Below are 4549 nucleotides of genomic sequence, written 5' to 3'. Positions count from 1 at the left end.
CGATGAAACCGATGCCGACGGCGCGGGCGCAACCCAAACCACCCTGAGCCCGCAGGAGGTCGCCGATTTGGAAATTGAGATTCGCACCCTGATGCGCGACCCGCGTTATTGGCGCGACCATGACCCAGCCCAATTGGCCAAGGTCGCCCAAGCATTTGAAAAATTATATGGGTAGATTATTACTGCAATATATGCTATTTATCCGCCCCTGTGGATTTCCTATAGGGGCGGATAAAGTATAATAAATGAAAATTATTGACATCGCCTGCAAATAAGCAGAACATAAATTAAACATATGCAGAATAAAATAGTCTTTCGACCAAACGAAAAGGCCTTAATTGATGGCCTCTGTTATTTTGCGGTTAAAAATAATAATAAATTAGGCGTTCATCAAGCCATGAAATTATTGTTTTTTTCTGATGTTGCCCACATGAATAAATTTCTATTGCCTGTCTTTGGCGGCGTTTATAAGGCCTTGCGATTTGGCCCAATTAACCAAGATGGCTTAAATATTATAAATAATACCTTTGCCGGACTTGAAGATGGTCAAAAACCCTTGCCCTTAAAAAGAACAAATAATGTCATTGATTTTAAAATAGTTAATGACAATAAGCTAGGTAGCTTCTTATCAAAAAATGCCAAACATGTTTTGGATGAAACATGGAATAAATATGGCAACATGGACTTCATGGCTTTAACCGAAGAATCCCATAAGCACAAAGCTTGGCAAAAGGCTTGGGGTAATAAATCCAGCAATTCGCCAGAAATGGATTATATAGATTTTTATGGCGAAAAAATTAGCCCAAAAATAATTAAAGAAATAATAGAAAAATCAGCGACCATCGCTATTTAGAAAAAATAAAATGAGGGTGCATAGTGGGGATGTAATATTTTTGAAGAACATCAGAAATGACCTTCACCGGCATATCTTCCTTTGCGAGTATAATGCTTATTATTGGTTTGCTATCATTACCACCAACAAAACCTATAAAGGGTTTCAACCATATTATGATTTAAAACAGGTTAATAATAAAAAAATTATTAAGAAAGATAGCTTTGTTGGCTGTAGCAAGCTTGCTATAACAGATTATGCCAAGGATGGTGTAATGGCCACGAAGAACCTAGGTAAAATAAATCAAGCGGATATGAATGGGTTGCTAAAACTTTTTCAAGATAATTTGGCAGAAGATTTTTATGATAATGTCTTAGAATCGTATAAGCAACATTATTGCATCAATATATAATAAATCTAAAAATCCAATTAAAAACTTAGGGCCATGGTGACGCCGGCACCGCCGGTGTCGTAGGCAACCGGCATGACAAAAAAATTAGGTTTTTGTTGCGCGGCGGTGGATGGGGTTGCCAATTCTTTATCCAGCGGCGTGACAAACAAATAAGCAAATAATAAAGACAGGGCGGTAGAGCCCAAGGTGTCGGTGATAAAATGCCGCTGTCCCGCCACCCGCGAATAGGCGGTGAAAATCCCCATGCCCCAAAATGGTATCGATTCCCAAAACCCATAACGCACCGTAACAAACGCCGCCGGCGCCATGGTAACGGCGGCATGCCCCGATGGGAAAGATTGATAATCAGACGCGCCATTTGGCCGTTGGCGCATCGCGGCGTTTTTGATAACATACATCGTCCCCACGGTTGCGCCCACCATCACCGTTGCCTGCCAGAATCCTTTTGCATCCAAATGCTTGGCCACCAACCCATACATCAATGCCGGCGCAATAAATTGGAAGGCATCGCCGGCCTTAACCACTTGGTTGATAAGGTAAGGGTCTTGTCGGGTAATAAATGCCGGCGAGTCGATTTCGCGCCAGGTGATGGCTTGGCCATATTGCGGCCAAGCGACCTGCGCCACCAGCACCAACAGCATGATGCCACGGAAAAATTTTTTGATAAGATTTTGGTGCAGGGTTCGGCGCATGATGTTACAATTGGCGGTGCAATAACAAGGTAAATAATCCCTAGCCATTATTTGCAACAAAAACAATCAGCTTTATTTATCAGCTTAAAATGATTATCAAGCGGGTGGCGCGCCATGAACCCGCCGATTGATAAGAATTTTTATAACCATAACACAACCATGACCAAGCCAACGAAAACAACCTTGACGATTTTGGGGGCAACCGGCACCATCGGCCGAAACAGCCTGGCGGTGGTGGCCGAACACCCCGATAAATTTTCCATCGTCGGCCTGACCGCGCAGAAGGACGTAAAAGGCCTGGCCGAGCTAGCCGCCATATATCAACCGGCGATCTTGGCATTAAGCGATGACAGCGAAGCAACCAAAAAGGCCTGGCAAGCCATTACCGCCAGCGATAAAAAATTGGCGCGTCTGCCGATAGGTTTTGGCGCGGCGGCGGTGGCGGCGGTGGCGGACGAAGCGGTGGATCGGTTGGTGGTGGGCATCGTCGGTGTGGCGGCGTTGCGGCCAATGTGGCAAGCCTTGCAAGCACCGGCCAATCAACAGAACAGCCATTTCAAAATCGCCCTGGCCAATAAAGAAGCGGTGGTGGCCGCTGGCCATTTGTTATTAACCCCGCAACATCGCGCCAAAATTATTCCGATAGATTCCGAACATAACGCAATTTTTCAATGTCTGTTGGGGCAAGACCGTTCGGCGGTGGCGAAGGTTATTTTAACCGCCTCGGGCGGGCCATTTTTGCGGCGCGACAAAAAAACATTCGCCAGCATTACACCGGCCGAGGCCGTGGCACACCCACGGTGGCGCATGGGGCAAAAAATTTCGGTCGATTCGGCGACATTGTTTAACAAGGGGCTGGAGGTGATAGAGGCGGCCTATCTTTTTTCCTTGCCCGCCGATAATATCGAGGTCGTGATTCACCCGCAATCGTTCGTTCATTCGTTTGTCGTGTTTCACGATGGGTCGCACCTGGCGCAGATGGGGGCGGCCGATATGAAAATTCCCATCAGTTTTGTCCTGCGCTACCCCGAACGTTTGGCGATAAGCGGCGTGGCCAGCGACCTGGCCTCGGTGGCAAAATTAGAATTTGAAAAGCCCGATGAGGAAAAATTTGCCGCGCTGAAATTGGCGCGGCTTGCCCTGAAAATGGGTGGTGCCGCGCCATTGGTGTTGAACAGCAGTAACGAGGCCCTGGTCGCCGGTTTTTTGGCTGGCCGGGCGTCCTTTCCCGCTATTGAAAAAGGAGTCGAATCTATGCTAGAGCTATGCAGGTTTGATTTGGCGACCACCATCGATGATGTTATCGCCCAGGACAAGGAGACAAAAATAAAAACCGACGAATGGTTGGCGCAAGCGGGTTAGAAAAACGCCAAGTGAAGCACCGCGAAATAATCATGGGGCGATGAATGGGCGATGGTTGAATAACAAATAAAAATAAATAAATAATAATAAAACAAAGCGAAAAATAATAAACATGTTTGCAAATTTGATAAGCCATCTTGGGATGGCGAATTTTTTCATCGTCCTGACGCTGTTGGTGTTTGTTCATGAATTGGGGCATTACCTGGCGGCGCGGCTGTGCCGGGTGAAGGTTTTGGCCTTTTCGATTGGCTTTGGGCCAAAAATTGTTGGTTTTTTTGACCGCCATGGCACCGAATGGAAATTGGCCTGGTTGCCATTGGGCGGGTTTGTAAAAATGTTGGGCGAGATGTTGCCGGTGCCGCGCGAAAAACAACGCAGCTTGGACGGCAGTATCAACAAGGCCGATTTGCCCTTTGCCTTTCACAAAAAACCGGTGTGGCAACGTTTCATTATCGTCGCCGCCGGCCCCTTGGCCAATTTTCTTTTTGCATTTTTTCTGTTGGTGGCCATGAACCTTGGCTTTGGCATCGCCAGCGAACCAAAAAAAAGTAAATCATCGGGCAGTGTCGCCATCGAGCAGGTGATGAAATCCTCGGCCGCCGAATTTGCCGGCATGAAGGTTGGCGACCAAATTTTATCGATGAACAAATTGGCGGTGCAATCGCCGAACGATGTTATCGATTTTATGAAAAACGCCAATGGCGATAAAATTACCATCGGGGTGTTGCGCGATGGTAAAAAAGTTACCTTGTCTGTGCGCCCCAACCCGGGCGAGTCGGTGAATGGCAAGGCGACCTATCGCCTGGGGGTTTCGTTTCGGCCATTGGGTGGCGCGGTGGTTTTTACCCCGACCAGTTTCACGGGCGCGGTGGTTCATGGGTTTGACCAGACCATCAACCTGACCGTTCAAACCCTCGATGGGTTTAAACGCATCTTCACCGGACAAATTTCGCTCAACCAATTGGGCGGGCCGGTGATGATTGCCAAAATGTCGGGCGATGTTGGCGTCGCCGGTGTTTACGCCTTTTTCTCCTTCATGGTTATGTTGTCGCTGAATTTGGCGATTATCAATTTGTTCCCCATACCGGTGCTGGACGGCGGGCATTTGGTGCTGTTGGCTATCGAGCAGGTTTTTCGCAAACCCCTGCCGCAATTGTTGCAACAGGGCATGATGATGGTGGGCATGGCGTTTTTGGTGATGCTGATGTTGGCGGTCACCGTCAAGGATATTTGGCAATTATTTTTGCAATA

At 47.4% G+C, this 4549-nt stretch carries 5 protein-coding genes; 4 read left to right on the top strand and 1 reads right to left on the bottom strand.

What is annotated here, in order from left to right; translation table 11 throughout:
- Nucleotides 1-295: 295 nt before the first annotated feature.
- Entirely contained in the window at nucleotides 296-853 is a 558-nt protein-coding gene (locus QM529_07230) for a Panacea domain-containing protein (GenBank protein MDI9314446.1), read from the top strand.
- Nucleotides 854-863: 10 nt separating this feature from the next.
- On the top strand, nucleotides 864-1244 hold the full coding sequence (locus tag QM529_07225) for a hypothetical protein (protein MDI9314445.1): 381 nt from the start codon (nucleotides 864-866) through the stop codon (nucleotides 1242-1244).
- Nucleotides 1245-1261: 17 nt separating this feature from the next.
- Here the strand turns inward: QM529_07225 and QM529_07220 are convergent, their stop codons facing one another.
- Nucleotides 1262-1936, bottom strand: coding sequence for a phosphatase PAP2 family protein (locus QM529_07220; protein ID MDI9314444.1), 675 nt, complete (start codon nucleotides 1934-1936; stop codon nucleotides 1262-1264).
- A 159-nt stretch (nucleotides 1937-2095) separates the two neighbouring features.
- Here QM529_07220 and dxr point away from each other — a divergent pair, with 159 nt between their 5' ends.
- Nucleotides 2096-3298, top strand: coding sequence for a 1-deoxy-D-xylulose-5-phosphate reductoisomerase (dxr, locus tag QM529_07215; protein MDI9314443.1), 1203 nt, complete (start codon nucleotides 2096-2098; stop codon nucleotides 3296-3298).
- A 142-nt stretch (nucleotides 3299-3440) separates the two neighbouring features.
- Nucleotides 3441-4549: RIP metalloprotease RseP (gene rseP / locus QM529_07210; protein ID MDI9314442.1), on the top strand; the 1109-nt coding region annotated here is incomplete at its 3' end.

It is taken from the genome of Hydrotalea sp. (assembly GCA_030054115.1).
Classification (GTDB): domain Bacteria; phylum Pseudomonadota; class Alphaproteobacteria; order JASGCL01; family JASGCL01; genus JASGCL01.
This window is presented reverse-complemented; position numbering and strand designations above follow the sequence as displayed.